The following is a 23,763-nucleotide window of genomic DNA, read 5'->3' on the forward strand; positions in this document are numbered from 1 at the left end:
CCCGCAAGGGCAGGGGGCATTGGCACATGCAGATGAAAAAAGGCCCTTTGCCAAGCCATAGGTTGCCGCTAGCGTTGCGGCCCATGACCTGGTTACCGGTGCAACGTGTTGGCGTGGGGGTTCCCGCCGCACCGGTCCAAGGCGGGAGATTTCAATGTTTGGACGCGTCAAACCACTCGACGCTATTCTGGCGACAGCCGAAAAGAAATCATTGCACCGCTCGCTCGGTGCCTTCCAACTGACCATGCTGGGCGTTGGTGCCGTGATCGGCACCGGTATTTTCGTGCTTACCGCAGAAGCCGCGCAAAAGGCCGGGCCGGGCATGATGATCAGCTTCATCATCGCCGGCTTCGTCTGTGCGGTAGCGGCGCTGTGTTACGCCGAAATGGCAGCCATGGTGCCGGTCTCGGGTTCCGCCTATACCTATAGCTACGCCGTGATGGGCGAACTGGTGGCCTGGATGGTCGGCTGGGCGCTGATTCTGGAATATGCCATCGCTGCCGGTGCCGTGTCGGTCGGCTGGTCGGGCTACATGATCGGCTTTGTCCAGAACAGTTTGCATATAACCGTGCCGCTGGAACTGGTGCGCGGCCCGTTTGACGGTGGCCTGATCAACTTGCCGGCCATGGGTATTGCCGTGGTGATTACCGGCCTGCTGATCCTGGGCACCAAGGAAAGCGCCACGGTCAACGCGGTGCTGGTGGCGATCAAGATCGTCGCCCTGTCCCTGTTCATCGCGCTGACCATTCCCATGATCAAGGCAGGCAATTTCCAGCCGTTCGCGCCGCTGGGCTTCACCGGCATTTCCGGCGCTGCGGCATCGATCTTCTTTGCCTATGTCGGCTTCGACGCGGTTTCTACTGCGGCAGAAGAGACCAAGAATCCGCAACGCAACATGCCGATCGGCCTGATCGGCAGCTTGGCAATCTGCACCGTATTCTACATGCTGGTGGCCGCTGGCGTGATTGGCACTGTTGGCGCGCAGCCGGTGTTCGGCCCCGGCCATGTTGCTCTGTCGCCCGGATCGCCCGCGCTGTCTGATGCCTGCAAGGCGATCGGTGAAAACGCCGTGGTCTGCTCCAAGGAAGCCCTGGCGTGGACGCTGCGTTCGGTCGGCCACCCGATGGTGGGCTGGCTGGTGGGCCTTGCCGCCATCCTGGCGCTGCCTTCCGTCATCCTGATGATGATGTTCGGCCAGACCCGCATCTTCTTCGTGATGAGCCGCGACGGCCTGCTGCCGGAATTTTTCTCCAAGATTCATCCGCGTTTCCACACGCCGCACGTGATCACGCTGCTCACCGGGGTGTTCGTGGCGCTGTTCGCTGCCTTCTTCCCGGTTGGTCTGCTGGCGGACGTGTCGAACTCGGGCACGCTGTTCGCGTTCGCGGCAGTCTCGATTGCGGTGCTGGTGCTGCGCCGGACCGATCCCACGCGCAAGCGTCCGTTCCGCACGCCGGCGGTGATGATCGTTGCCCCCATTTCGATCCTCGGCTGCATCTATCTGTTCGGCAGTCTGTCGGCCGCAACGATCCAGCTGTTCATCGGCTGGGCTGTGCTCGGCCTGATCGTGTATTATGCCTATAGCCGCAGCCGCAGCCATGTTGGCCGTGGCCTGACGGAAGTGCACGAAGGCGATGCTGACCTGCCGCCCAGCTCGGTGCCGCCGATCGACTGATCGCGCATCACTTTGGGCCAGCAATACAAAGGCCGCCGTTTCCCCGGGGAAGCGGCGGCCTTTGCCTATTGGAACGGGTTCGTTCCGTTTAGAGGCTGGTTTCGGCGTAGCCACCCTTGATGCTGTCGCCCACGGGCAGGCCCAGCGCCATCTTGACCGCGCCCATCACGCCCACTTCACCCGACCAGATTGCCGCTTCGCCCAGGTCCATGCGCAGGAACAGCAGGTTGGGATCGTTCTTGCCGCCCGGAAACCATGATTCCACCATGCGGCTCCAATGCTTGTCGAGCAGGGCGCGGTCGGTTTCCTCGGTCAGCGCGCCGGTGAAGCGGGCGAACAGATCATGCCCCTTGGCGGCATAGGTCGCCGTAGCGCCACCCTGCGCGGCAAAGCGATTGTCGCGCGAGGTGAAGAACCAGATGGCGTGGTTTGCATCGCGGTCAAGCTGCGCGGTCATTGGCGCGGCGCTTTCTGGATCGGCATCCAGTTGCAGCATCACGAAAGGCGAATGGGCCAGTTCCTTCCAGAACTTTTCCTTCAGTTCCGCCGGGTTGCCTTGGTCATAATGCATCGTTTCTCTCCTGTGAAAGGGGGGTGTTCGGGTCAGACGTTGGGGGTGATCAGCATTTGCGCCGTCACCGCATCGATCGCGGCCTGGCGATCATCCGGGCGACGCCCGGCCAGAAATTCGGTGAGGTCAGCGATCAGCCGCTCGGTTTCCGTGGCAAACACGCCGTGCGGTGCGCCGGATTATTCGACCAGCATGGCATGGGGGACGGCGCGGGCCACCGCGCGGCCGGTCGCCTCGATCGGCACGGTCTTGTCGCCCGTGCCGTGGATCACCAGTGTCGGCACGGTAAAGCTCGCCAGGTCACCGCGGAAATCGGTGGTGGCAAAGGCCTTTGCCGCGGCCAAGGTCGGCAGCAGTCCGGCTTGCATCGCGTGGTTCCACGACAGCGCGCGCTGTTCGTCGCTCACCGGTTGAGCCAAGAGGCCAACCCCATAGAAATCCTTGATGAACCCGGCCATGAACTTGGCCCGGTCGGCCAGCATGCCCTCGGTCATCTGGTTGAAGGTCTCTTGCGGCACGCCGTCAGGATTGTCTTCGGTCTTGGCCATGAACGGCACAACCGATGAAACCAGCGCCACCCGCCCGATGCCATCGGCACCGTGGCGCGAAAGATAACGGGCAATTTCCCCGCCACCCATGGAAAAGCCGACGAGGGCCGCGCCCGGCCGCGCGTCGGTGGCTGCCAGCACATCGGCGAGATCGTCGGCGAAGGTGTCATAGTCATAGCCATGGCTGGGCTGGTCTGACCGGCCGAACCCGCGGCGATCGTAGGCGATGGCGCGATAGCCCGCGCCAGCCAGCGCATTCATCACCGGGTCCCAGCTATCGGCATTGAGCGGCCAGCCATGGATCAGCACCACGGCGGGACCTTGCCCCCAGGCCTTGACGTAAAGCTGGGTGCCATCGCGCGTCTTGATCATGGGCATGGTTGGGAAATCTCCGCAAATCGTCTGCCCCTCCGCACCTATAACCGGTTGAGGGGGAAGAGCGTTCCGGTGCCCTGCCCAAAATGCCGTGGGCGGTTCGCCGCATCGGCACTGGCATTGCCGGAAAGAAGAACGTATAAGGAACGAATGTCGCAACCCTCGGTCATGGAACGGCTCGGCATCCTGGCCGATGCCGCCAAATACGACGCTTCCTGTGCCTCATCCGGCACGGCCAAGCGCAACAGCGCCGGCGGCAAGGGCCTTGGCTCGACCGAGGGCATGGGCATCTGCCATGCCTATGCGCCCGATGGGCGGTGCATCTCGCTGCTCAAGATCCTGCTGACCAACCACTGCATTTTCGATTGCCACTATTGCGTCAACCGCAAGAGTTCCAACGTGCGCCGCGCGCGCTTCACGCCGCAGGAAGTGGCTGACCTGACAATAGCATTCTATCGCCGCAACTATATCGAGGGCCTGTTCTTGTCCTCGGGCATCGTGCGGTCATCCAACCATACGATGGAACAGTTGATCGAGGCCGCCCGCATCCTGCGCGAAGAGCATGAATTTCGCGGCTATATTCATCTCAAGACGATCCCCGAGGCTGATCCCGAACTGGTCGCGCGGGCCGGGCTCTATGCCGATCGCGTGTCGATCAATGTGGAATTGCCCACCCAGGCGGGTTTGGCGCGGCTGGCGCCCGACAAATCCACGCCGGTGATCGAGGGCGCCATGGCCAGCATCGGCAGCGCCATTGTCGAGGCCAAGGACGCGCGCAAGCGCTTCCGCCATGCGCCGCGCTTTGCACCGGCCGGACAATCGACCCAGATGATCGTTGGCGCCGACCAGGCCAGCGACGCTGATATCGTCGGCCGCTCGGCCACGCTCTACAGCCGCTTTCGCCTGCGCCGCGTCTATTATTCCGCGTTCAGTCCGATCCCCGATGCCAGTGCGGTCTTGCCGCTGCAACGCCCGCCCCTGATGCGTGAACACCGGCTCTATCAGTCTGACTGGCTGATGCGCTTTTATGGCTTTGCTCCGCACGAGGTGCAGCAGGCGGCCGATGCGGGCGGCATGCTGCCGCTCGATATCGATCCCAAGCTTGCCTGGGCGCTGCGCTTTCGCGACGCTTTCCCGGTCGACGTCAACCGCGCCCCGCGCGAGGCGCTGCTGCGCGTGCCTGGCCTCGGCGTGCGCGCCGTCAATGCACTGCTGTCGGCCCGGCGGCAGCGCCGGCTGCGGCTGGAAGACGTGGGCCGGCTGACCGTCTCGCTCACCAAGGTGCGGCCCTTCATCGTCACGGCCGATTGGCGGCCCACGCTGCTGGTCGATCGGGCAGACCTGCGCGCCAGCCTGGCCCCGCACAAGGCGCGGCAGCTCGAACTGTTCGGCACCTGATCCTTGCGCGTCTGCCTTCCCGCGCCCGATGATAACGAGGCCTGGCGCACGGCGGCGCGCGGGCTGATCCTGGCCGGGATCGCGCCTGATGCGGTATCGTGGGAAGAGCCGGGGCAGGGGCCGGGCGATCTGTTCGCGCAAAGTCCCGCGCCGATCCCGCCGCCAAGGCCCGATGCCCCGACAGTGCGCGCCAGCAAGGCGTTTCTCAACCTGGTGCGTATGGCCCTGCTGCACCGTGCGCCCGAACGCTTTGATCTGGCCTATCGCCTGCTCTGGCGCCTGCAGGGCCAGCCGCGCCTGGCCGAGGATGCGGCCGATCCGCTCGTGCGCCGGCTGGATCAATTGTCGCGTCCGGTGCGGCGCGACATCCACAAAATGCGCGCGTTCCTGCGCTTCCGCAGCGTGGCCGAGCCCGATGGCAGCGAGCGCTATGTCGCCTGGTTCGAGCCCGACCATCATATCCTGCGCGCCAATGCCGGCTTCTTCGTGCGGCGCTTTGCGGCGATGCGCTGGTCGATCCTGACGCCGGCCGGATCGCTGCACTGGACCGGCGATGTGCTGGAGGAAGGGCCACCGGCCACTCGCCTGGATGCACCCGGCGGTGATCCGCTGGAAGAATTGTGGCGCACCTATTACGCCAACATTTTCAATCCGGCGCGGCTCAAGGTGGGCGCCATGCTCAAGGAAATGCCGCGCAAGTATTGGAAGAACATGCCCGAAGCCGCGCTCATTCCCGAACTAATCGCCGGAGCCCAGGCGCGCGAGGCGGCCATGGTCGATCTGGGGCGGCAGGAGTTCGGACCTGCGCCGGATAGCCTGGCCGATCTGGCCACCGGCATTGCCGGCTGCCGCCATTGCGCGATCGGCTGCAACGGCACCCGCGCCGTGCCGGGCGAAGGCACGCGCCGCCGCGCGTTCATGATCGTGGGCGAGCAGCCGGGCGATACCGAAGAAATGGAGGGCCGCCCGTTCGTTGGCCCGGCTGGCGAGGTGCTGCGCAGCCAGTTGCAGGCTGCCGGGATCGATCCGGGGCAGGGCTGGCTGACCAACGCGGTCAAGCATTTCAAGCATCAGCCCACCGGCAAGCGTCGCCTGCACCAGACGCCCACGGCCGGTGAGATCGATACCTGTCGCTGGTGGCTGGACCGCGAGCGCGAGCTGGTGGCGCCGCGCCTGATCCTGGCGCTGGGCGCCAGCGCCGCGCGCGGGTTGATCGGCCGGACTGCCAGCGTGCAGCGCGAGCGCGGATTGCTTGCGCGGCAAGGCGACACAGACATCTGGCTGACCTGCCATCCCAGCTATCTGCTGCGTCTGGATGGCGCGGCGCGAGAGGCGGAACAGGCGCGGTTCGTGGCGGATTTGCGCGGGTTTGCGCAGGCGTTGGCGGCAGTGTTCCACCACCCCCCAACCCACTCCTCTAAAGAGGAGGGGGAGTTAACAAGCTGAAATCAAAGCCCCCTCCTCTTCAGAGGAGGGGGTTGGGGGTGGTGGGAAGCCTAAACCAACCTCACGCCCGAAGCCGCTCGATCCCCTGCGCCAGCGCCACATAAAGCTTGCCCATGTCGGACGACAGCAGCGTTACGCCCAGGGCATTGCCATCGCGCGTCGAGAGCAACTGGCGCAGCATGCCTTCGAAATCGTGGATATAGCGGTTTACGTGGCCGCGGAATTCGGCGTCGCCGGCATAGTGCTGCTGCACCGCCTTGGCATCGGCACTGTCGAGCAGGGTAACCGCCCGGCGGGTGAAGATGCCGCGATCGCCACGAAGGTACGAAGCCCAGGCCGTTTCCGAAACATCGGTCGACAGCGCCTGGGCAATGTCGATCGCGGCGGAATTGAGGGACTCGGTGATCAGCGCGGTCCGGCGCGCGAAGTCGTTGTCGACCTGTTCTTCGGCCCGTTCCCGCGCACGGGCAACGCGGTTTTCCAGGTTGGTGGCCAGTTCGTCCACCTTGGCCAACTGGTCGCGCATCTGCACGGCGCTGTCGCGGCTGGCATCGGCGGCGTTGTCGATGGCCTGCTCCAACCGGGCGATCAGTTCGGCGCCGCGGCCTTGCAACACGCGCGCGAATGCGGCGTTGCCTTCCTCGCCCAGCCGCGCGGCAAGGGCCTCGATTTCGTCCTTGAGGGTTTCGCCCATGGTATCGCCAGCGGCACGGGCGGCGGCATTGAGGCGATCGATCGCGGTGGCCATGGTGCCGGTGATGTCACCCGAAAGCGCCTCGGCCTCGCCACGTGCGGTTTCCAGCGTGGCGCGCACTTCATTGAGCTGCGCACGCTCGGCCGCGGCCTGCTGGGCAAAGGCTTCGTGCAGGCGGGCGACATGAGCCAGCGCCTCGGCAATGTCGGCGCTGGTGCCGCGCACCGTTTCGGCCAGGGCCGTGCCCTTGCTGCCCGCTTCACCCAGTTGGGCATGCATCGCGGCCACGCGCTGGTCCAGTTCGGCAAGGCCGGCCTGGCTGGTGCGCAAGATCTCGGGCAGTTCGTTGCGGCTGTGCTGCCCGGCGGCCTGGATCAGTTCGAGCAGGCGCACGGCGGCATCGGTGGTGCGCGCGATATGATCGTCTTGCGTGGTCAGTTCGATGCCGGTTTCGGCCAGGCGCGTGCGCAGCAGATCGAGCGCGCGGGCCACGGCCTGGGCCGTGGTATCGCCCATGCTGGCCGAGGCCGACAGCGTTTCGGCAAGTTCTGCCGCGCGGGCGGCGGCGGCATCGCATTGTGCAGCCAGGCGGCGCGCTTCATCGTGCTGGCGTGTGCGCTGGGTATCGAGCGCGCGATCGAGGTCGGCCAGCTTGTGGGCCAATGCCTCGGTCGCCTCGTTGGCAGCGGCGGCGAGCGCGCTGCGCCGCTCGGCAATGGCGCGGTCAATTTCCACCATGCGGCGGGCCAGCGTTTCGCGCTGGTCATCGGCGCCAGCTGCCAGCGCGGCACGGCGCTGGGCGACGGCGGCGTCGATCGCTTCGCCTTCCGCGTCGAGGGCAGCCACCAGCGCGCGGCTTTCCTCGGCAAAGCGGGCCAGGCGAGCCTGGGCCTGCGCCTGGGTGCTGTCCTGGGCGGCGGTCAAGTCGTCGAGCGCGGCGCGCAACGTGCGCATCTGCGCCTCGCTGCGGGCCTGCCAGCTGGCGAGCGCGGCGCTTTCCTGCTCGGCCACGGCTTCGCCCAGCGTGGCGCTGGCTTCCTTCAGCGTGGCCAGGCGCTGTTCCAGCGCCGCCAGGCTTTCGCGCTCGGCACTCGCCATGGTGCGGCGCTGCTCGCCCAGCCTATCGGCCAAGGCCTGGGCGCGGGCGCGGATCGCAGCAAGCGCGGCATGCTCTTCCTGGTCGAGCGCGGCGCGATGGCTGCTCACTTCTTCTTCCAAGGTGGCAAAGCGCGCCTCGGTCTGTCGGGCAAGGTCAACCCCGGCCGCGGTCAACGCGCCGAGTGCCGCCTGAACCTGATCGCGCACGCTGGCCACTTGGCGCTCGCTGGCGAGGCCGAATTCGTTCAGGCGCTGGAACCCGGCGACCATGTCTTCCAGCTGCACGTGCGCGGTGCGCCCGGCGTTGGCGATGGAGTTGGTCACGTCCTTGGCGCTGTTGGCGATCACCGGCAGCTGGCTGCGCAGCTTTTCCATGTTGTCGAGCGCGTTGGCCGCCACATCGGCGATCGCGTTGACCTGCGCGCCGTTGTCCTGGATCAGCCCGCGCAGGCTGTCGGCATGAATAGACAGGCGGTCAGCCGCCACGCGGCCCAGCGCATCGAGATCGCGCGCCTGGGCGGCGATGAAATCGCGGGCGAGGGCCAGCTCGGTGTTGATCGCACCCAGCTGCTGGTGCAGCTGCGCTGATTCGCGCGAAAGGCCGCTGGCAATGCTGGAAAACCGGCGCGCCTCGCGCCCGCTGCCGCGCTGGATCAGCAGCAGGGTGACCAGCACGACCAGCACCGGCGCCGCCCACTGGCCGGTGGCAGCTGCCCATGCGGCGGGGCTGCGCACGGCAACCAGTCCAGGAACGCTGGCCCAGGCAAAAAAGCTCGTCCACACCGCGATCAGGCCCCCCGCCAAGGCCCAAGGCCAGGGGGCTGGTGACCCCGTCGCGGCATCGTCGAAAGCGTCTTCGCTTTGATCGGCAAATTCCTGTAAAGATGGGGTAATGGGCAAGGCGGTTTCTGCCTGTTCACGATCCAGCGCCAGGCCATGCCCGCCGGTTTCCGGCTGGTTGGCTTCGATCGGAATGATCCGTGGTCCCCCATTCATGCGCGCATCTCTATCATGGAAAAGGGGGGCGGTTAAACCCGCCTTAAGCCCTGATGCCACACTATCAACAGCATGGCTTATCTTGGCGATCCGATCGATGCGCAGCTGGCGGCCGTGGCCGGCAGTGACCCGGCGCTGTTTGCCGAACTGCGCGGCGCTTTTCTCGACAGCGCGCGGCGGCAGGTCGATCTCATGCGGCGCTCACGCTGTGACGGCAACTGGTCGATGGCCGGCATGCGGCTCAAAGGTCTGGCTGCCTCGTTCCATGCGCAAGGCTTGATGCGCCTGGTGGAACAGGCGCTGGCCGGTGCGCCGGGCGATCCGGCGGTCTTGCGCAAGATCGCGATGTGGCTGGATGATTTCAGCGCCGGTGCACAGGATCCGGCGCCAGCAGATCCAGCGCCGATCAGCCCCGATCAGGCCTGATCCGAAACGCCCGACGGGCGCTTGGCACGGCGGGGTTGCCGCCCTACCATGCGCGCGATCAGGAGGCATACAGTTGCGGGTCGCGCTCATATCGTTGATGGAAAATGTGCCGGTCGATCTGGCGGGCGACGGCGCCGTCCAATCGGGTGGAAACCCCGGTTTCTTGCCGATCGCCGGGCACAGCATCGCGCGCCACCAGCTGGGCTTGGCGCTGGCGCTGGGCGCCACGCGAATCGTCGTCCATGCCGAAATGCTCTCGGCCGAGATCGTCGAGATCCAGCACGTCGCCGAACAGCGCGGCGCGCGCTTTCACATCATAACCGCGGCGCGTGCACTGGTGCCGCTGGTTTCGGCCGAGGATGAACTGATCGTCTTTGCCGAAGGGTTCCTGGCCATGCCCGAGGATGCCCGCCGCATTCTGGACGAGGCGCCGGGCGTGTTGGCCTTGCCGGTGGAAGCCGGCGTTGCAGCCGGGTTCGAACGTATCGACATCAACCATGCCTGGGCCGGCGCAATGCGCATGCCCGGCCGGGTGGTGGCCGGGCTGGGCGATCTGCCGCCCGAATGGAACCCGGTTGCCGCGCTGCTGCGCCTGGCGACGCAGGCGCGCCTGCCGTTGCGCGCGGTGCCGCAGGCGCTGCTTGCCTCCGGCCGCTGGCGCCTGGTGCGCAACGAGGCCGATGCCCATGCCGCGGAAAACGATTGGCTGGCCCAGCACACGGCGGCCGGACACGTCCGCTCGCCGGGGGAATGGCTCGCGGTGCAGGCGGTGCGGCGGATCGGCCCTGCGCTCTTGCATGCCCGCACGCGGCCGTGGGTAGCCATGGCAGCGGCGCTCCTGCTCGTGCTGCTCGCGCTGGGCGCGGGCTGGTGGGGCAGGGCGGGGCTGGCTTTTGCGCTGGTTGGCCTGGGCTGGGTGGTGTTGCAGGCCGGGCGCTTGCTGGCGCGGGTGGAACAGGCATCGCTGATGCAGGCATCGGGCCGCTTGCGCGGCGGCGCGTTGTTTGGCCCGCTGGTGGATGGTGCGCTGGTGGCGATCTGCGCCTGGCGTGCGAGTGGCGGGCCTACGGCCCAGACGGCGTGGTTTCCGCCGCTGGTCCTGGTCCTGATCCTCTGGCTGTTTCCGGTAGTGCTGCGCGATTTCCGTTGGACGGCATGGCTGTGTGACCGGCTGCTGGTGGCGCTGACGCTGCTTGTGGTGGGGCTGTTCATGCCGCTGGAAACAGGCCTGCGGGTGATCGTCGTCGTGCTGCTTGCCACCGCCTTGGCACAGGCGCATGGTCTGTTTCCTAACCGCTTGCTAACCAATGGAACCTAGAACCACGGGCATGCAGCACCCCGCGCCCCTTTCGCACGAAGACGATGCCTGGCTCGCCGCTGGCCTGGCGCGCGCCGGTGCCGTGCTCGACAGCACGGCCCCTATTCTGCGCCATCTGGTCTTGCAGGAAGAGCGCGCGGTGTTCGGCGATACGGTGATCGCCCATGTGCGCGGCATGATTGATGATGTCGCCCGGCAACTGGCGGTGGCCCAGGCCCAGGCCGGTGGCGCGGGCGAAGGGGTTGAGCCCGACATTGACGAGGTGGCCGGGTTTGCCAGCCTGCTCAGCGCCAATGGAGCCTTCTTGGCCGCCGTGCATGGCCAGGCATTGGAATGGCAGCTTGCCTGCCGGCTTGAGCAGGATCACGGCGTGGACATGGTGGTCGCGCCCCTGGTTGAAGCGGCGATTGCGGCGCAGGACGGGGATCGCTCGGCCGCAGCCATGGCGGCCCTGGTGGCGCAGGCCCGGTTCTGCCAGGCACAGCGGCGCATGCAGCTTCCGCTGGGTGAACTGCCGCAAGATCTGCTGCGTATTGCCCTGGTCACGCTGCACGCCCGCGCACAAGACGATGCCGAGGCGCAAAGCCGTGCAATCATTGCCGAACGGTCGTTGCGCCTGCGTTTCGATGCCGAGCGCGGGCGCCTCGCGCTGCTGCGCCGCCTGGTCGATACGCTGCCCGATCTGGCGCTGGCGCTCGATCCGCTGCACGCTGGACCGGCGCTGTTCCTCACCGCGCTGGCCCGCGCCATGGGCGCCCCGCGCGAGGATGCCGCGCTGTTGACCGCGCCTTCGCATCTGGCGCGGCTGGCGCTGGTCTTGCGCGCGGCTGGCCTGGATGGCGACGCGGTGCGCAGCCATGTCGCGGTGTTCCATCCCGAAGCGCTGGTGCCGGCGGCCGTAGGCGCGCTGTCGCCGCAGGATGCGGCCGAGCGCCTGGCGCATGCCAGGCTGGGCGGCTGACTTTGGCCACGGCCGATCCGATCCACGCCCGCTGCGATGCTGCGGACACCCTGGTTGCGGCTGATGAGGCCCTGGCCCGGTTGCAGATCGCGGCCGGTGGTACGATGCCGGGCATGCTGGCGGTTCCGGCGCTGCTGGCGCTGGTCCGCCAGGTGCGGGTTTCCGGTTTGGCGCAGGCGCGGCCGATCGTGGCGATGGATGGCGATTGCGCCATCGCGTTTCATGCCCAGGCCACGCCTGACGACGATGGCATTGCCCTGGTGCTGCGCGATTGGCGCCGCGCGGCCGCGCCCGATGATGGCCTGCCCGCGTTTGATGCGTCTGCGCTGTGGCATCATCTTGCGCAGGGGCATGTCCTGCTTGATGAGCAGCAGCGGGTAATCACCGCCGATCTGGCTGCCGCCGATCTTGCCGAACTGGCCGCAGACCTGGCCGGCTCCACTGGGCGCCATTGGGCCTTGTCTCCGGCGCTGTCGCTTGGCCAGGGGCGCATCGAGACGGCGCGGCTGCACTGGCGGCTGCTCGATGACATGGTCGTCGATGTCGCCGGGTCGGCCCGGCGCTGGCGCGTGCGCCTGTTGCCGCGCGTGGGCAGCGGGTTCGATCTGCTGCTCTTGCCTGAAACTATCCTGGCGCTGCCGGCCGATCCCCTGCGTGGAGCAGAGCCTGCCATGGCCGGCGCCGATGCGCCACTGCCGCCCTGGACCGGGTTCCTCGGACGTGATCTTGCGCCCGCACTGCGCCAGCCGATCAGCCGGATCATCGCCAATGCCGAAACCATTCGCAGCCGCCTGGCGGGCCCGCTGGCCGATGCCTATGGCAACTATGCCGCCGACATTGCCGAGGCGGGGCGCCATCTGCTCGGCCTGGTCGAAGACCTGGCCGATCTCGATGCGGTAGAGGCGCCGGGCTTTGCCCCCGCGCCCGATCACATCGACCTCGCCGATTGCGCCCGCCGCGCCGCCGGTATTCTGTCCGTCCGCGCGCGCGAGCGGGGCATCGCCCTGGCCTTGCCCGAGGAGGCGTGCCACGCCCCGGCGATCGGCGAGTTTCGCCGCGTGCTGCAGGTACTGCTCAACCTGTTGAGCAATGCTATCCGCTATACCCCGGCCCATGCCACCGTAACTCTGGCCTGCGGTGTGGAAGGAGCCACGGCCTGGATCGCGGTGGAAGATCGCGGCGAGGGGCTGACTGCCGATCAGGCGGCGCGCGTGTTTGAAAAGTTCGAACGGCTGGGCCGCAGCGGCGATGGCGGATCGGGCTTGGGCCTCTATATCTCCCGCCGGCTGGCCCGCGCCATGGCCGGTGATCTTACCGTATCGAGCACACCGGGCGAGGGCGCCCGCTTTGTGCTGACCCTGCCGGCAGACCTGCCCAGCGCCGGTATCGTCAACGCGCGCTGATTCTTGGCCGCCAGGTTAACCGCACCTTTTCATGGCATTCCGCAAACGTTCAGACCGTCTCGCCCACAACGCTGGGCATCGGGGACCGGAAATCTGACGCTTGTTTCGGAGATTCGCGATGATCAGGAAAATGGCGATGGTCGGCCTGTTGGGCGCCTTGGTGGCGACCCCGGCGCTGGCCCAGGCAGTAGATCCCAACCAGCCGTTCAACGATGGTTCGGCAGCAGCATCAATGACGGCCCCTCCGGGCGTGGTCGTTCCCGGCCAGGATCCCGGGGTTAGCGCGGTCAATCGCAACGAGGCGCAGGCGCTGGCGATCGATACCAACACCGCCCGCGCCGAGCGGAACGCCGAACTGCAAAGCTACCACGCAGCGGTGCATGATTATCACCAGGCCGTGCAGGCCCGGCGCGACACCATCGCCATGATCCGCACCACCCAGTCGCGCCGCGACGCTGCCTATGCGCGGGCAATGGATGCGTGGCACGAGCAGGTCGCGGCATGCCAGAATGGCAATCACCAGGCCTGCCAGGCGCCCACGCCAGACCCTGCCGCGTTCGAATAAATTGTGGGAATGGCGCGGCCAAGCCGGCCGGCGCGGGTCTTGTGCGATCAGCGCCGGCGACCGGCGCGCCACACGGCGGCAATGCCCAGCAGCGCCAGTACGAGGCCACGCCACGCCCACGGTCGCTGATCGAGCATGAAGCTTTCGCGCGGCCAGTGCACCAAGCCCAGGCCTTGCGCGATCCACAGCAGGCCCATGAAAAAGGCGGCCAAGCCGATGATCCGCAGGATCGCCACCATGACCGCCTTTCTCTTCATCGTGTATCTTCCGGCTTAGCGCTGGTTGATCGGAACGTAGTCGCGCTGCGTCGGCCCGGTGTAGAGCTGGCGCGGGCGACCGATCTTCTGGCCGGGATCGCTGATCATTTCGTTCCACTGCGCCACCCAGCCCACGGTGCGGGCGAGGGCAAACAGCACGGTAAACATCGTGGTCGGGAAACCGATCGCCGAAAGGATGATGCCCGAATAGAAGTCCACGTTCGGGAACAGCTTCTTTTCCACGAAGTAGGGATCGTTGAGCGCGATCTCTTCCAGGCGCAGCGCGGTTTCGAACAGCGGATCGTTGACCTTGAGCGCGTCGAACACTTCGCGCACGGTCTTCTGCATCACCGTGGCGCGCGGATCGTAGTTCTTGTAGACGCGGTGGCCAAAGCCCATCAGGCGGAACGGATCGTTCTTGTCCTTGGCGCGCTCGATATAGTGCGGGATCTTGTCGGGCGTGCCGATCTCGCGCAGCATGTTGAGCGCCGCCTCGTTGGCGCCGCCGTGTGCCGGGCCCCACAGGCAGGCAATGCCGGCCGCGATGCAGGCAAACGGGTTGGCACCCGACGAACCGGCCAGGCGCACGGTCGAGGTCGACGCGTTCTGCTCATGGTCGGCGTGCAGAATGAAGATGCGATCCATCGCGCGTTCGACTTCGGGGATCACTTCATATTCTTCGGCCGGAACGCCAAAGGTCATGCGCAGGAAGTTGCCGGTGTACGACAGATCGTTGCGCGGATAGAGGAACGGCTGACCAACCGAATACTTGTAGGCCATCGCCGCGATCGTGGGGATCTTGGCGATCAGGCGGTGCGAGCTGATCGTGCGGTTCTGCGGATCGGCGATGTCGGTCGAATCATGATAGAACGCCGAGAGCGCGCCCACCACGCCGCACATCACCGCCATCGGGTGCGCGTCACGGCGGAAACCGCTGTAGAACTTGGTCAGCTGCTCGTGCACCATGGTGTGGCGCGTGATCGTGCGGGAGAAGTTGGCCAGCTCGTCCTGGTTCGGCAGTTCGCCGTTCAGCAGCAGGTAGCTCACTTCCATGAAGCTGGAATGCTCGGCCAGCTGGCCGATCGGATAGCCGCGGTGCAGCAGGACGCCTTCGTCACCATCGATATAGGTGATCGCGCTGTCGCAGCTGGCGGTGGAGGTAAAGCCCGGATCGTAGGTGAACTTGCCCGACTGGCCGTAAAGCTTACGGATGTCGAGGACGTCCGGCCCGATGGTGCCGCTCTTGACCGGAAGGTCGATGGTCTTGCCATCGATGGTCAAAGTAGCCTGATTGTCGCTCACGCTAGGCTCTCCTGTACAAAGAAACAGTATGTTCTGTGGGCCACCTGGTCAGGCGGCATGGTCACGCAAACGGGCCAGGCTCTCTTCCTTTCCGAGGAGAACCAGGACATCGAAAATTCCAGGTGAGGTCGCTTGTCCCGTCAGGCTTGCGCGCAGGGGCTGGGCGATCTTGCCCAATCCTACTCCCAGCTCCTCGGCCATTTGCTTGAGATTGGCCTCGAGCGTGGCCGCTGTCCAGTCGTTTGCGCCCTCAAGGCGGGTGATCACTTTGGCAAGGATTGCCCGCGCATCGGCGGTGAGCAGGCCTTGCGCCTTTTCATCGAGCGCCAGCGGACGCTGGGCAAACAGGAACACCGCGCCCTTGGCCAGCTCGTTGAGATCGGCCGCGCGCACCTTGAGCACCGGCATCGCCTCGGCCAGCTTGGCACGGTCGTGGGCCGGCACCAGCGCGTCGAGCCGCGGCGCGACAAGATCGACCAGGCGCGCGTCGTCCGCTTCGCGCAGGTAGTGCCCGTTCAAGTTGAGCAGCTTCTTGAGGTCGAAGCGCGAGGCGCCCTTGTTGACATTGGCGATGTCGAACCATTTCACCGCCTGGTCGCGGCTGATGATTTCCTCGTCGCCATGGCCCCAGCCGAGGCGAAGCAGGTAGTTGAACACCGCTTCGGGCAGCAGGCCCATCTCGTCGCGATAGGCGTCCACGCCCAGGGCGCCGTGGCGCTTGGACAGCTTGGCGCCATCCGCGCCGTGGATCAGCGGGATATGGCCATAGACCGGGTCGGGCCAGCCACCTTCGATCGCGTTCATCGCGCGGATGATCACCAGCTGGCGGAACGCGTTGTTGATATGGTCATCGCCACGGATCACGTGCGTCACGCCCATGTCGTGATCGTCGACCACCACCGCGAGCATATAGGTGGGCGTGCCATCGCCACGCAGGATGACGTAGTCGTCGATTTCCACGTTCTGCACGGTGATTGCGCCCTGAACGACGTCATCGATCACCGTCTCGCCTTCGCGCGGGGCCTTGACGCGGATGACATAGGGCTTGTCGGCCGGCCAGGTGGCGGGATCGGCATCGCGCCATTCGCTTTCCAGGCGGAACGGGCGGCGTTCTTCCTGCGCCTTGGCGCGACGGGCGGCGAGTTCTTCCTGCGTCAGATAGCAGCGGTAAGCGTGCCCGGCGTCGAGCAACTGGTGCGCTACCTGAGCATGGCGATCAGATCGTGCGAACTGGAACACCGGCTCGGCATCGCCACCCAAACCCAGCCAGTTGAGGCCGTCAAAGATCGCCTCGATCGCGGCGTCGGTGGAACGCGCGCGGTCGGTATCCTCGATGCGCAGCAGATAAGTGCCGCCGTGATGGCGGGCGAAAAGCCAGTTGAACAGGGCCGTGCGCGCGCCGCCGATATGCAGGAAACCGGTGGGCGATGGGGCAAAGCGGGTGACAACGCGTGCCGCTGGGGTGGGGCTGGCGCTGGCCGTACCCGATCCTGCAGAAACGGTGTCAGTCTGGCTTGCCATCGAGGGCGCATTCCTTCCAATTCGGCGCATGGCCGGCCTTGTTGCAACACCGCCTGATCCGCAAACGGCGCTTGGCCGGGATAACGGTGCCGGCCCGCAGATAACCGGTCTTGATATGGGACCGAACGGGCTCGGGCGCCATTGGGCCAAAGCGGCGCGTTTGTCCAGCATGCTCGCGCATGCGAATGCGTGGATCGAGCAGCGCGGCACAGAACGCGGCCCCTGGCTAAGTGTGGCGTTTGCTGCGGGAATCTGCGCCTGGGTGGTGCTTCCAGGCCCCTGGCAGTGGCTGGCCCTTATGGCCGGAATGGGCGGAATTTTGCTGCTTGTGCTGCCTCGCGATCGAGACGGCCGATTCGCCCATTTGCGGTTGGCCGTGCTTTCGCTGGGGCTGATGGTGATGGCCGGCTGCGCCACGATCTGGATCAAGTCTGCCTTTTTGGGCACCCCGCCGATTCCCCGGCCCATGCTGGTGGTGCTCGATGGCACGGTGGTCGATCGCCAGGTCCAGGCGGCGCAGGGCCGTTTGCGGCTGATTCTGCAGACGCGGGTAACCTTGCTGTCGGGAGAAACGCGGGACGGTCAGGTGCGGATCAACGTGCCCTTGGCGCCGGCCGGGCAAAACGATTCGGCGCTGGCAGACGGGGCGCGGGTGCGCCTGCGTGCGCGGCTGATGCCGCCGGCGCCGCCGATGGTGCCGGGCAGCTTTGATTTTGCCCGCAGCGCGTGGTTTTCCGGCCTTATGGCCACCGGCAGCAGTGTGGGGGCGATCACCCTGCTGGCGCCGGCGCCACCGGGCACGCGGCTCGATGCCGTGCGCCAGCGCCTGGCCGACCACATCCGCACGCAACTGGGCGGATCACCCGGTGCGATCGCGGCCGCCTTTGCCAGCGGCGATCGCGGCAGCATCGCCACGGCCGATGAAGATGCGATGCGCGACGCGGGGTTGACGCACCTCCTGTCGATCAGCGGCCTGCACGTCAGCGCCGTGGTCGGCGCGGTATACCTTATCACCGCGCGCCTGCTCGCGCTGGTGCCTTTCCTCGCGCTGCGCCTGCGCGTGCCGCTGGCGGCGGCCGCGATGGGCGCGCTGGCGGGCATTGGCTATACCCTGCTCACCGGGGCAGAGGTGCCCACGATCCGTTCGTGCCTGGGCGCGTTGCTGGTGCTCTTGGCCCTGGCGCTGGGCCGTGATCCGCTGTCGTTGCGAATGCTGGCTGTGGCCGCATTTATCGTCATGCTGTTCTGGCCCGAGGCCGTGGTCGGCCCCAGTTTCCAGATGAGCTTCGGCTCGGTCATCGCCATCATCGCGTTTGATTCGTCCGCGCCGGTGCGGCGCTTCCTTGGCCATGCGCACGAAGGCTGGGCGATGCGGCTGGTGCGGCATCTGGCGCTCGTGCTGGCCACGGGCCTGGTGATCGAACTGGCTCTGATACCCATGGCGCTGTTCCATTTCCACCGCGCCGGCATCTATGGCGCGGCGGCCAATGTGGTGGCCATTCCGCTCACCACGTTCGTTTCCATGCCGCTGATCGCGCTGGCGCTGCTGCTCGACCTGGCGGGGTGGGGCGCCCCGGCGTGGTGGGCGGTGGGCAAATCGCTCGATGCGCTGCTGGGCCTGGCCCACCTCACCGCCAGCCAGCCCGGCGCGGTGACCCTGCTGCCCGGCATGCCCGGCTGGGTCTTCGGCCTGATGGTCGGCGGCCTGCTGTGGCTGGCGCTGTGGACCGGGCGGGTGCGCCTGTGGGGCCTGGTGCCGGTGGGCGTGGGTGCGGTGTTGACGATCCTGCAACCCACGCCTGATGTGCTGGTAACCGGCGATGGGCACCATGTCGCCCTGGCAGGCGAAGGGCCCAACCTGCTGATGCTCCGCGCCACGCGCAGCGATTACACCCCTTCGATGTTGCTCGAAAACGCCGGGCTGGAGGGAGAGGCCCGCCCGCTCGACACCTGGCCCGGCGCGCAGTGCAACGAGGACTTCTGCCGCGCCGTGCTCACGCGCCAGGGCCGGCGCTACACCGTGCTGATGAGCCGCGGCCGCGACCAGGTGGACTGGCAGACCCTCACCACCGCCTGCGCCGCCGCCGATATCGTGATCGCTGATCGCACTTTGCCCACCAGTTGCCACCCCCGCTGGCTCAAAGCCGACCGCCGCCTGCTGCGCCAGACCGGCGGCCTGGCGATCTATCTGGCACAGGGCAAACTGGCGACCGTGGCGGAGACGGAAGGCCAGCATGGCTGGTTTCCGGCGCCGGAGGCGTGGCGACAGCGACCGGGAGCGGAGCCGCGTTCCGGTGTGTTGTCAAACAGGCCGGAGAAGGCAATGACACAGGTTACGCTCGATCGTGGGCGATCCGGGGGAAAACCATGATTCGCAGTCTTGCCGCAGTAATGGCTGTGGCGTTGGTAACCCAGGCGGCTGAGGCGGCAGAGCCGGTCGTTTATTCCGGATCTGGCCCTTGGCAGATGGACTACGACAAGGACAGCTGCCATCTGGCGCGTAAGTTCACGCATCAGGACCAACAATTGGTGTTAATGCTGAACCGCATGGACACACGTGCCAGTGTGGAGGTGCAACTGATGGGCGATGTGGTGAGCGGGACCGCGCATGGCTCACTACAGATCCATGTTCAGTTTGGCCTGGCAGAGCCGCCCGTATCGGTACCCGCAAGCTATGGCGTCAGCGCCCATATGAGCGTGCTGACTTTTCAGGTGGGAGATCCGCTAGAAACGGCGCTGCCGGGTGAAAAGCATGCTACTTGGCGCGTGCCTTCTCACCGTGATCCCAAACAGGATGGTCCGCGTCGAAATGCCATTACCAGCATCATCTTGCACACGGATGGAATGCCTGCCGTCCGTCTGGAAACGGCGGCCATGGGCGCACCTTTAGCAGCGCTGGATGCCTGCATGGACGATCTCATGAAAAGCTGGGGCTATGACACGACGACCATGATCGAGGCCGTGCCAGCTGAATCTCCGGCGCAATGGATCGATCCAGGGGACTTTCCGCGTGATCCATTGCATACCGGACAGCAGGCCAAGTTGAGCTTCCGGCTCGACGTGGCAGCTGACGGGCGTCCTACCGCGTGCCGGATTACCGGATCGACTGTAGATCCCGAAGGCAAGTTTGCGCAGGCGACCTGCGCCGCACTGATGAGACGCGCTCGCTTCCAGCCACTGCGCAATGAGGCCGGACAGCCGACTACCGGGTGGTTCTTCAGCCAGGTGCGCTACGTCGTCCCGTCACCATGACAATGCCGTCACAGGCAGCATTGCGGCTTCGCGTACGTTGCCAAGATAGGCGGGGGGGAGCAATCCTTCTTTAACGCCAGATTGCGGACTGGACGTTGAACCAATTTCCGGATGGCGATCAAATGCCGGGCTGGCGACTATATTGGGCTGGGCCCATACTATTGTTGTAACTCGTCAGCGGTATTCGCACAAGAACAAGCTTCCGGCAGGAATAAGCGTGAACCTTGTGATATCTGTCGCTCCGGCACCACCCTCAATGATACCGCCGCAGCAGGCCCGCCAGCTTGCCTTGCACTTCCACTTCGTCAGGCGCGTAGAATTGGGGGTTGTAGGCGGCGTTGGCGGGGTCGAGGCGGATGCGGCCTTTTTCGTGGTGGAGGTATTTGAGAGTTGCTTCCTCGCCGCGCACCAGGGCGACGACGATTTCGCCGTCGCGGGCGGTGTTGGTGCGGCGCACGAGGGCGTAGTCGCCGTCCAGGATGCCGGCGTCGACCATCGAATCGCCCGACACTTCCAGCGCGTAGTGCTCGCCAGAGCCGAGCAGGGCGGCGGGCACGGGCAGCATGGCCGAACCTTCCAGTGCCTCGATCGGGGCGCCGGCGGCGATGCGGCCGTGGAGCGGGATTTCGATCACGTCGTTCGCGGCCACTGGCGCTAGGCGCGGGGTGGCGGACGCGGGGGCAGTGGGGCGCGGCGCGGGATTGCGCGCGGCGGCCTTGGTCGCCAGGCTTTCCGGCTCGCGGATCACTTCGAGGGCGCGGGCGCGGTTGGGCAGGCGGCGGATGAAGCCGCGTTCTTCCAGCGCAGAGATCAGGCGGTGCACGCCAGACTTTGACTTGAGATCGAGCGCTTCCTTCATTTCTTCAAACGAAGGGGAAATGCCGGAATCATCAAGGCGCGTCTGGATGAACGAGAGCAGTTCGTGCTGCTTGCGCGTGAGCATCCGCAAGTCTCCTATGGCGAACGAATGCGGAACGAATAAGCAACCAAACCGAACCCGTCAAGCAAATCCGCCAAATTCGAGCAGATAGATCGGCACCTTGCTCCCTTCCGGTTGCATCGCCGTGCCCGCCTCGCGCTGCACCAGGCAATTGGCGCGGGCAATGGGGGCGATCGCGCCGGAATCCTGCAACGGATCGAGTGTGACGGAAACGCCATCCCAATGGCCGCGCAGGAATTCGGTGCGCCCGCCACCGGCCGGCATCGGCTGGGCCAGCGGCATGTGCAGCGGGCTGGGCAGCGGCTGGGCGGCGCCCAGCGCGGCGCGCAGCAGGGGCAGCATGAACAGGTGCGCGGTGACATAGGCAGAGGCCGGGTTGCCCGGCAGGCCGAGGATCACCTGCGGCGCGGCGCGGTCCTTGGCGCTGCGTTGCCCCACCAGCAGCGGCTTGCCCGGCTTGATCGCCACGCGCCAGAAATCGATGCGCGCGCCCACTGCCTCCAGTGCCGGGCGAACCAGATCGTGGTCACCGACCGAGGCGCCGCCGCTGGTGACGATGATATCAGCCTCGCGCACGCTATCGAGCGCGGCGGCCAGGGCATCGAGCCGATCGGGCACCGGGCCGATGCGCTGCACGTCCACCGGCAGGGCGGCGGCCATGGCGGCCAGCATCGGGCCATTGCTGGCCGGGATCTGGTGGCTTTGCAGGGCGTGGCCGGCGGCGGCCAGTTCGTCGCCGCTGTCGATCACGGCCAGGCGCAGGCGGCGGCAGACTGGCACGTGGCCATGCCCGGCGGCGATGGCCAGCGCGATCTGCGCCGCGCCCAGCCGCGTGCCGGTGGGGAGCAGTGGGTCTTGCGCAGCAAAATCCATGCCCGCCGCGCGGATATGGCGCGAGGGCGGTTGCGGCGGCGTGCCGGTGATGGCGAGCGCGGCGCCATCGCGCGCGCAGTCTTCCTGCAGCAGCACGCAATCGGCGCCTGCGGGCATGGCCGCGCCAGTGCTGATCCGCACGGCCTGGCCGGGCGCTACCGTGCCGGCAAATGGATGGCCGGCGGCGCTTTCTCCCGCCACGGTCCATGGGCCGGGCAGATCGGAGCTGCGCAGGGCATAGCCATCCATCGCCGAAAGCGCGGTGGCCGGCTGCGTGCGCGCGGCGACGAGCGGCGCGGCGAGATAGTGGCCCAGCGCCTCTGCCGTGGCGCGATGGTCGATCGGCAGGCGCGGGGCGAGGGCGATGAGCCGGGCCTGCGCCTGTTCGAGCGGCAGGGGCGGCTGGCGCGGCGGGGCATTCATGGCGCGGACCAATCGCCCGATTTGCCGCCGCGCTTGGCGACCAGGCGTACGGCCTCGATCACCATGCCCTTGTCCACCGCCTTGGCCATGTCATAGATTGTCAGCAATGCCACGCAAGCGGCTGTCATCGCTTCCATTTCCACGCCGGTTTTGGCGGTGAGCGAGGCGGTGGCGGTGCATTCCACGCCGCCATCAACAAAGCCAAATTCCACCGCCACGGCATCGAGCGAGAGCGGGTGGCACAGCGGGATCAACTCGCCGGTTTTCTTGGCGGCCATGATCCCGGCGATGCGGGCGGTGGCCAGCACATCGCCCTTGGGCACGGTGCCATCGCGGATCGCGGCCAGCGCCGTTGCCGACATGCGGATCATACCCCGGGCCACGGCCACGCGCTGCGTGGCGGGCTTGGCGCCGACATCGACCATGCGCGCATGGCCCTGGGCATCGAGGTGGGTAAGCTCTGTCATCCCACGCTCATGCCATGCGGGGGAAAAGGCGCAAGCCCTGTTGATCGGCCAGCGGCTGTGGCGGGGCGAGGCCGGCGCGGCGATATTCGAGCGCAATGCCGGCAAGGTTTTGCGCACGGCCGACATGGCGGACCCGCACGCGCGAAAATGAAACGAGGCCGTTCCGATAAGCGGCAAGGCAATCGGCCGTGGCGGGATGGGCGGCGGTGCGGCCGGCGATCTGGTCGATCACGAAGGCGGAATCGCCGCACAGCACCACGTCTGTCTCGCCAAGCTGCAGGGCGAGGTCCATCGCGCCGAGCAGGGCCAGCCATTCGGCGCGGTTGCTGTCACCCAGGCCGCAATCGGGCAAAACCCAGGTGCGGCCACCGGTAACGACTGCGATTTCCATGCGGCCAGGGTTGGGCCGGCAGCCGCCATCGAACCACAGCTTGCGCGGTGCGGGCGGCGGCAAGCTGGGGTCAGCCCTGCAGCAGCGCCTGGGTGGCGGCGGCCACGTCGGCCTCGCGCATCAGGCTTTCACCCACCAGGAACGTGCGCGCGCCGCAGGCGGACAGGCGAACGAGATCGGCGTGGGTGTTGATGCCGCTTTCGGCCACCAGCAGCGTGCCGGCGGGCGCCAGCGGGGCCAGGCGCTCGGTATTGGCGATGTCGGTGACGAAGCGCTTGAGATCGCGGTTGTTCACCCCGATCAGGCGGGAATGCAGGCGCGCGGCGCGCTCCATCTCGGCCTCGTCATGCACTTCGACCAGCACGTCCATGCCGTGCTCGCGCGCCGCGGCTTCGATCTCGGCCATCTGGCCATCATCGAGTGCGGCGACGATGATCAGGATGGCATCGGCGCCGATCGCGCGGGCTTCGGCCACCTGCCAGGGATCGACCATGAAGTCCTTGCGCAGCACGGGCAGCGCACAGGCGGCGCGGGCGGCGACGAGATAGTCTTCATGCCCCTGGAAATAGGGCGCATCCGTCAGGATCGAAAGGCATGCGGCGCCACCGGCTTCATAGGCGCGGGCATGGTCGGCCGGCTGAAAATCGGCGCGGATCAGGCCCTTGGAGGGGCTGGCTTTCTTGATTTCGGCAATCAGGGCAAAGCCGGTGGCGGCGCGGGCACGCAGGGCAGCCTCAAACCCGCGCGGCGCGGTTTGCGTAGCGGCGCGGGCGGCCAGGTCAGCGAGCGATGTGGTGGCCTTGCGCTGGGCCACTTCGGCGCGCTTGGTGGTGCAGATTTCGGTAAGCTTGTCAGTCATGTGC

Annotated in this window: 22 protein-coding genes; 10 read left to right on the plus strand and 12 right to left on the minus strand. The window is 66.7% G+C overall.

The window, feature by feature from the left end; genetic code table 11:
- Window positions 1–154: 154 nt before the first annotated feature.
- On the plus strand, window positions 155–1,675 hold the full coding sequence (locus SCA01S_RS02065) for an amino acid permease (protein ID WP_022675416.1): 1,521 nt from the start codon (window positions 155–157) through the stop codon (window positions 1,673–1,675).
- Between the two features lie 88 nt (window positions 1,676–1,763).
- Here the strand turns inward: SCA01S_RS02065 and SCA01S_RS02070 are convergent, their stop codons facing one another.
- Genes SCA01S_RS02070 through SCA01S_RS02075 form a run of 3 tightly spaced genes read right to left on the minus strand, consistent with a single transcriptional unit; the run spans window position 1,764 to window position 3,166 of the window.
- Entirely contained in the window at window positions 1,764–2,246 is a 483-nt protein-coding gene (locus SCA01S_RS02070) for a pyridoxamine 5'-phosphate oxidase family protein (RefSeq protein WP_022675415.1), read from the minus strand.
- A 32-nt stretch (window positions 2,247–2,278) separates the two neighbouring features.
- Entirely contained in the window at window positions 2,279–2,407 is a 129-nt protein-coding gene (locus SCA01S_RS22990; protein ID WP_327195818.1) for a hypothetical protein, read from the minus strand.
- 18 nt (window positions 2,408–2,425) lie between these two features.
- A complete protein-coding gene (locus SCA01S_RS02075; protein WP_369405402.1) occupies window positions 2,426–3,166 on the minus strand; it encodes an alpha/beta fold hydrolase in 741 nt (246 codons plus the stop codon).
- 153 nt (window positions 3,167–3,319) lie between these two features.
- On the opposite strand from SCA01S_RS02075, the gene SCA01S_RS02080 reads away from it, so the two are divergent.
- Both SCA01S_RS02080 and SCA01S_RS02085 read left to right on the plus strand, forming a co-directional pair.
- Window positions 3,320–4,567, plus strand: a complete 1,248-nt coding sequence (locus SCA01S_RS02080; protein ID WP_054130981.1) for a putative DNA modification/repair radical SAM protein — start codon at window positions 3,320–3,322, stop codon at window positions 4,565–4,567.
- A gap of 3 nt (window positions 4,568–4,570) precedes the next feature.
- Entirely contained in the window at window positions 4,571–6,013 is a 1,443-nt protein-coding gene (locus tag SCA01S_RS02085; protein ID WP_062782387.1) for a UdgX family uracil-DNA binding protein, read from the plus strand.
- 61 nt (window positions 6,014–6,074) lie between these two features.
- Here the strand turns inward: SCA01S_RS02085 and SCA01S_RS02090 are convergent, their stop codons facing one another.
- The gene (locus SCA01S_RS02090; RefSeq protein ID WP_062782390.1) at window positions 6,075–8,801 is read right to left on the minus strand and encodes a hypothetical protein; all 2,727 of its coding nucleotides are present in this window, start codon (window positions 8,799–8,801) and stop codon (window positions 6,075–6,077) included.
- Window positions 8,802–8,873: 72 nt separating this feature from the next.
- On the opposite strand from SCA01S_RS02090, the gene SCA01S_RS02095 reads away from it, so the two are divergent.
- The 5 genes from SCA01S_RS02095 (at window position 8,874) to SCA01S_RS02115 (ending at window position 13,474) form a co-directional block, all read left to right on the plus strand.
- Window positions 8,874–9,227, plus strand: coding sequence for a hypothetical protein (locus SCA01S_RS02095; protein WP_062782393.1), 354 nt, complete (start codon window positions 8,874–8,876; stop codon window positions 9,225–9,227).
- 97 nt (window positions 9,228–9,324) lie between these two features.
- Window positions 9,325–10,545 carry a hypothetical protein gene (locus SCA01S_RS02100; protein ID WP_062782396.1) on the plus strand — a complete coding sequence of 407 codons (1,221 nt, stop codon included), beginning with the start codon at window positions 9,325–9,327 and terminating at the stop codon, window positions 10,543–10,545.
- Complete coding sequence (locus SCA01S_RS02105; RefSeq protein ID WP_157088833.1) at window positions 10,535–11,506, plus strand: hypothetical protein; 972 nt, start codon at window positions 10,535–10,537, stop codon at window positions 11,504–11,506. The genes SCA01S_RS02100 and SCA01S_RS02105 overlap by 11 nt, the downstream gene beginning before the upstream one ends.
- A 2-nt stretch (window positions 11,507–11,508) precedes the next feature.
- On the plus strand, window positions 11,509–12,909 hold the full coding sequence (locus SCA01S_RS02110; protein ID WP_022676549.1) for a sensor histidine kinase: 1,401 nt from the start codon (window positions 11,509–11,511) through the stop codon (window positions 12,907–12,909).
- A 136-nt stretch (window positions 12,910–13,045) separates the two neighbouring features.
- A complete protein-coding gene (locus SCA01S_RS02115) occupies window positions 13,046–13,474 on the plus strand; it encodes a hypothetical protein (RefSeq protein WP_156306423.1) in 429 nt (142 codons plus the stop codon).
- Between the two features lie 47 nt (window positions 13,475–13,521).
- Here the strand turns inward: SCA01S_RS02115 and SCA01S_RS02120 are convergent, their stop codons facing one another.
- From SCA01S_RS02120 to gltX, 3 genes are read right to left on the minus strand one after another with little or no spacing between them, the layout of a single operon-like run.
- Window positions 13,522–13,731, minus strand: a complete 210-nt coding sequence (locus SCA01S_RS02120; protein WP_054130987.1) for a hypothetical protein — start codon at window positions 13,729–13,731, stop codon at window positions 13,522–13,524.
- 15 nt (window positions 13,732–13,746) lie between these two features.
- A complete protein-coding gene (locus SCA01S_RS02125; RefSeq protein WP_022676546.1) occupies window positions 13,747–15,033 on the minus strand; it encodes a citrate synthase in 1,287 nt (428 codons plus the stop codon).
- 48 nt (window positions 15,034–15,081) lie between these two features.
- Window positions 15,082–16,554 (minus strand): glutamate--tRNA ligase, encoded by a 1,473-nt coding sequence (gltX, locus tag SCA01S_RS02130; protein WP_062782401.1) that lies wholly within the window; start codon window positions 16,552–16,554, stop codon window positions 15,082–15,084.
- Between the two features lie 169 nt (window positions 16,555–16,723).
- Between gltX and SCA01S_RS02135 the strand changes: the two genes are divergently transcribed.
- Together SCA01S_RS02135 and SCA01S_RS02140 are read left to right on the plus strand one after the other, a co-directional pair.
- Entirely contained in the window at window positions 16,724–18,925 is a 2,202-nt protein-coding gene (locus SCA01S_RS02135; RefSeq protein ID WP_157088834.1) for a ComEC/Rec2 family competence protein, read from the plus strand.
- Window positions 18,922–19,806, plus strand: a complete 885-nt coding sequence (locus SCA01S_RS02140; RefSeq protein WP_084390726.1) for an energy transducer TonB — start codon at window positions 18,922–18,924, stop codon at window positions 19,804–19,806. The genes SCA01S_RS02135 and SCA01S_RS02140 overlap by 4 nt, the downstream gene beginning before the upstream one ends.
- Before the next feature lie 253 nt (window positions 19,807–20,059).
- Here the strand turns inward: SCA01S_RS02140 and lexA are convergent, their stop codons facing one another.
- Genes lexA through trpC form a run of 5 tightly spaced genes read right to left on the minus strand, consistent with a single transcriptional unit; the run spans window position 20,060 to window position 23,759 of the window.
- Window positions 20,060–20,749, minus strand: a complete 690-nt coding sequence (lexA, locus tag SCA01S_RS02145; protein WP_062782407.1) for a transcriptional repressor LexA — start codon at window positions 20,747–20,749, stop codon at window positions 20,060–20,062.
- A gap of 57 nt (window positions 20,750–20,806) precedes the next feature.
- Window positions 20,807–22,042, minus strand: coding sequence for a molybdopterin molybdotransferase MoeA (locus tag SCA01S_RS02150; RefSeq protein WP_062782410.1), 1,236 nt, complete (start codon window positions 22,040–22,042; stop codon window positions 20,807–20,809).
- Window positions 22,039–22,509, minus strand: coding sequence for a cyclic pyranopterin monophosphate synthase MoaC (gene moaC / locus SCA01S_RS02155; protein ID WP_043608145.1), 471 nt, complete (start codon window positions 22,507–22,509; stop codon window positions 22,039–22,041). The genes SCA01S_RS02150 and moaC overlap by 4 nt, the downstream gene beginning before the upstream one ends.
- Before the next feature lie 7 nt (window positions 22,510–22,516).
- Window positions 22,517–22,963, minus strand: coding sequence for a reverse transcriptase-like protein (locus SCA01S_RS02160; protein WP_062782413.1), 447 nt, complete (start codon window positions 22,961–22,963; stop codon window positions 22,517–22,519).
- A gap of 7 nt (window positions 22,964–22,970) precedes the next feature.
- Complete coding sequence (gene trpC, locus SCA01S_RS02165; protein WP_062782416.1) at window positions 22,971–23,759, minus strand: indole-3-glycerol phosphate synthase TrpC; 789 nt, start codon at window positions 23,757–23,759, stop codon at window positions 22,971–22,973.
- Window positions 23,760–23,763: the final 4 nt, after the last annotated feature.

This window comes from Novosphingobium capsulatum NBRC 12533, assembly GCF_001598375.1.
Taxonomy (GTDB): domain Bacteria; phylum Pseudomonadota; class Alphaproteobacteria; order Sphingomonadales; family Sphingomonadaceae; genus Novosphingobium; species Novosphingobium capsulatum.